The organism is Mucilaginibacter sp. P4_E8 (assembly GCF_056401495.1).
Genome location: NZ_JBFUJG010000244.1, coordinates 1 through 4,494 on the forward strand (window position 1 = coordinate 1; position 4,494 = coordinate 4,494).

A 4,494-nucleotide genomic window follows, 5' to 3' on the forward strand; every position below is an offset into this window, starting at 1 on the left:
ATGTATATTCGTAKACTGCTGCACGTTTAGCTGCAGGTGTTATTACATTTGAACAAGTAGGCCCGGTGTTGCCCAAGCAAGTGGTAAAGATCCCTTATCAAAAAGCTGTATTTGAAGCGGGCAAGCTCAAGGGTACTATTGATGTGCTCGATGTGCAGTATGGTAATTTATGGACAAACATAAGTAACAATCTGCTAAAAAAGCTTAACCTCAAATTTGGCGATTATCTCCACTTCATTATATTTAAAAACGATAAAAAAGTTTACGAAGGCGACGCCCCATACACCGAAACCTTTGGTGAAGTGCCTTTGGGCAAACCACTGGCTTATCTAAACAGTTTAATGCAGCTATCCTTCGCGCTTAACCAGGGAAGTTTTGCGGATGTATACAAAATAAGCAGTGGCAGCGAATGGAGTGTTGTTGTCAATAAGCGGTAAGCGACTTCTATAACCACAGCCGTATATATTTTTTCCATGATAATTCCCTTTCTAAAATCAACCGGGAATACCGGCTTATGTTTTAAACTGTTTTACCCTGCAACCCCAGTCGAAAAGGGATGTTGGGTCTTATATTACAAGGCATTACCAGGGGCATTTAATTTGAAAAAATTAATGAAAATTCAATTTCACGCATTTTTGAACCTTTTAAATTTTCTGATTTTACAACTTTTTGTGAATAAGCTTATTGTTTATAACTAAAGTAATTTATTAACTAAGAAGAAATAATTGTCTATGAATCAGCAATTAATCAATGTGTATAAGTGAAAACAGAATGTTAATAACTTGTTAATAAAAAATAAAAAAAATACTTGTCAAATCGCCAATATGTCCCGATATTGAAATCATCAAGAACGACGTACTTTGACAACCTTTCAGGATTACAGAAATTGAATCGGGGGAACCTTCGGGGGAACTAAAGAGCAAAAGAAGTCCCTGAGTCACATGAAAAATGAAATTACGAAAGTCTTTGAAAAAGGATTGTGATTAAAGGAGGTATTGGGAAGATGCTGGAACTTTACGGAGAACCGCAACAGAACCAATGACGTAGAAACAGTCGACAGTTCGCAAGAACGACAGACGGGATCTTGTCGGTCATGGATACACAAAACTTGATACTATTGGAAAACTACGGTGGAACAATAGTTAGGAAACGGGAGTTCGATTCGAAAGAAGAGACTCCCGTTTTCGCTTTTATAAGGTTTTTTGGTTTGTAACATCGTTTTCATTTTGTTCAATCCTTAAAATAGCTAATTTAGTAGGATATGAATAAGGATGGCCAGCGTAACCAGTACGGGAGCAACAAAATATTTGTTTTAGATACCTCAGTGATCCTCTACGATCATAATGCATTCCAAAATTTTGAAGAACACGATGTAGCCATACCTATACAGGTACTGGAAGAGCTTGACAATAAAAAGAACGGTAATGATACCCGTAACTTTGAGGCCCGCAGCTTTATCCGCCTCATGGATGATCTTTCCCGCAACAATTTAGTAAACGAATGGATCCCGCTTAACGGCAAGGGCAAAGGCAGCTTTAAGGTAGCTATGGACGTTAAAACCACAGCTATTGATGCCGAGCAGGTTTTTGGGTCAGATAAAACAGATCATCGGATATTAAATGCGGCTTTGGGGCTGCAGGAAGAGTACCCCGATAAGAAAGTAGTATTGGTATCCAAAGATATTTGCCTGCGTTTGAAAGCCAAAGCTCTGAACCTGCACGCTGAGGATTACGAAACAGGTAAGATTAAAAACCTTGATCAGCTATACACCGGTGTAACTGATGTAAATAAGATAAGCGAAAAGCTGATAACACTGTTCAACAAACAGGAAAACCTGCCAGCCGAAAGTTTACATATCCAATCGTATACTAATAATCATTTTTATACTTTAAAAGGTAAAAAGAACGATGTTCCGGGATTTTATAATGCACAAACCCGCCAGCTTGAAAAGGTTACTGAACAGCCGGTGTTTAACATTTCACCCAAAAATACAGAGCAAGCTTTTGCTATTCACGCTTTATTACATCCTGATATTAAACTGGTAACCATACAAGGGAACGCAGGTACCGGTAAAACACTGCTGGCACTGGCCAGTGCGCTGGAGCAACGCAAATACTACCGCCAAATTTTTGTTACCCGCCCTATAGTACCATTAAGCAATAAGGATATTGGTTTTTTGCCTGGCGATATCAAATCAAAAATTGATCCGTATATGGCGCCTATATGGGATAACCTTAAATTTATAAAGGATCAGTTTGCCGATGACGAAAAAATGCAGGCTAAAATTGATGAACTGGTAGCCAATGATAAAATATCCATTGCGCCGCTGGCTTTTATCCGCGGTCGCACCCTTGCCAAAATATTCTTCATTGTTGACGAGGCCCAAAATCTTACACCGCACGAGGTAAAAACCATTATATCCCGCGCTGGCGAAAACAGTAAATTTGTTTTTACCGGTGATATTTACCAGATTGATACGCCATACCTTGATGCCGAAAGTAATGGATTGTCATATCTGATAGATAAGGCTAAAGGGCACCCGCTATATGCACACATAACCCTGCAAAAAGGCGAGCGGAGCGAGCTGGCCAATTTGGCGAATGAGTTGCTATAGGTTGTCTTAACGAGGGTTAATTACAAGATTTACGAAGTTTTTAAAACTTCGTAAATCTAACAAAGCTCCTCGCAATGATGTGTCTTGTTAAATTGCAATTAATCGTGGTAATCCTTTAATCCTATAAATCCCGGTTCAGACAAAAACCAACCCTACATTTTACGGGTTAATTCAATAAATTGCTAATCGAATATGAAAATATCAAAGTACCTGCACTCTTGTCTTGTGTTTGAGCTTGATGGCTATAAAATATTGTTTGATCCAGGCGATTATTCTTTTATAGAAGGATTGGTAACACCACAAATGTTTACCGATGTAAATGTTATTGTGATCACCCATATCCATCCCGACCATTTTGTTATAGATATTTTGAAAAGCATTATTGATGCAAGCGGGGCACAGGTAATAACCAATAGCCAGGTAGGGCAACAATTAGATAAGGCTGGTATTAAATATATTATTTTGGAGGATGCGACCGTAAATTTGGGTCCCTTTAAACTGCAGGCCTTCCCGGTAAAACATGCACTTATTATGGATAATCCCTTGCCGCAAATGACCGGTTTTTTGATCAATGATAAAGTGCTGCATCCGGTTGATTCCATGGAGGACAAATTATTAGAATTTAAAAACATCGAACTATTGATCATGGTAACCATGGCTCCATTTGCCAGCGAGGTAATGATAAGTGCATTTGCCGATAAATTACAGCCCCGGCAAATACTGCCCGTTCATGATGGTTATGCCAAGCAATTTTTTATAGAGAAACGCTATGCGGCTTACGTAAAACATTTTGACAGGGTGGGTATAAAATTTCATGAAGTATATAAAGTTGGCGATAGTGTAACCATCTGATCATATAACCCTTATTTAGCAATAATTCATGGAAATAAAACAGATTAACACGGCCGATTACCTGCTGGTAACCAAATTATTTGACCAATACCGGGTGTTTTACAAGCAAGCATCAGACATTGCTTTGGCCGAAACCTATATCAAAAACAGGCTCGAAAATAATGAATCAGTAATATTTGTGGCGCTTGTGGGTGATAAACCTGTGGGGTTTACTCAACTGTATCCGTTACTATCATCGGTAAGGGCAACAAAAAACTGGTTGATAAACGATCTGTTTGTTGATACCGATCATCGTAAACAGGGGATAGGCGAAGCGCTGCTAAAAGCCGCAGCAGATTTTGCAAAAAGCCACGGTGCTACATTTGTACAATTAGAAACTGCCTCTGATAATTATACTGCCCAAAGTCTATATGAAGCTGTTGGCTTTGTAAGGCAAGATGCCAAGACCAGTTTTTATTATCGTAAAGCTATTTGATCGCACAGCTATAAAATAAAAAAAGCCCCCACCTTTTACGGTGGAGGCCCTATGGAACCAACCTCCTGCTAAGCTGGCCCACATTAACCTTATCACACTGCTAAGGTGAAAATTAATAATGAAGAAAAGATGAACTTATGTTTTACGAATAAGGTAAATTTTACATCTTTAGCAAAAAAGTTGAATTGTTTTTATGCAGAAACCCGATAGCCTGATTTTTGACATGGACGGAACCCTTTGGGACGCCGTTGACACCTATGCTAACTCCTGGAACCTTGTATTTGAAAAACAGGCTATAAAAAGGATTATTGGCCGTAATGATCTGATGCAGTTAATGGGTATGGAGGGTAAAAAGCTCACCAAAGTTTTAATGCCTGATTTTGATGATGATAAGGCACAGGGCATTTACATGGATGTTAATGAAACACGCAGGCAAATATTACCCACAAGCGGTGGTGTAATGTACAGCGGAGTTACTGAAGGTATTAAACAACTGGCAACTAAATATAAACTGTTTATACTAAGTAACTGCGCTATAGGCATTATCCCACTG

The 4,494-nt window shown here is 38.9% G+C and carries 5 protein-coding genes; all 5 read left to right on the top strand.

Annotated elements, in window-relative coordinates:
• Positions 1-437: SAM hydroxide adenosyltransferase (locus AC1DRQ_RS29645; RefSeq protein ID WP_477429444.1), on the top strand; the 437-nt coding region annotated here is incomplete at its 5' end.
• A gap of 824 nt (positions 438-1,261) precedes the next feature.
• A complete protein-coding gene (locus tag AC1DRQ_RS29650; protein WP_429392395.1) occupies positions 1,262-2,614 on the top strand; it encodes a PhoH family protein in 1,353 nt (450 codons plus the stop codon).
• Positions 2,615-2,806: 192 nt separating this feature from the next.
• Positions 2,807-3,466 carry an MBL fold metallo-hydrolase gene (locus AC1DRQ_RS29655; protein ID WP_477429447.1) on the top strand — a complete coding sequence of 220 codons (660 nt, stop codon included), beginning with the start codon at positions 2,807-2,809 and terminating at the stop codon, positions 3,464-3,466.
• Between the two features lie 28 nt (positions 3,467-3,494).
• Complete coding sequence (locus AC1DRQ_RS29660; protein WP_477429449.1) at positions 3,495-3,941, top strand: GNAT family N-acetyltransferase; 447 nt, start codon at positions 3,495-3,497, stop codon at positions 3,939-3,941.
• A gap of 193 nt (positions 3,942-4,134) precedes the next feature.
• Positions 4,135-4,494 (top strand): HAD family hydrolase (locus tag AC1DRQ_RS29665; protein WP_477429451.1); only part of this gene is annotated, 360 nt, incomplete at its 3' end.

Bases quoted from the DNA above. Each gene is read 5' to 3' on its own strand.
- AC1DRQ_RS29650 (WP_429392395.1), top strand. From the start codon at position 1,262: ATGAATAAGGATGGCCAGCGTAACCAGTACGGGAGCAACAAAATATTT.
- AC1DRQ_RS29655 (WP_477429447.1), top strand. From the start codon at position 2,807: ATGAAAATATCAAAGTACCTGCACTCTTGTCTTGTGTTTGAGCTTGAT.
- AC1DRQ_RS29660 (WP_477429449.1), top strand. From the start codon at position 3,495: ATGGAAATAAAACAGATTAACACGGCCGATTACCTGCTGGTAACCAAA.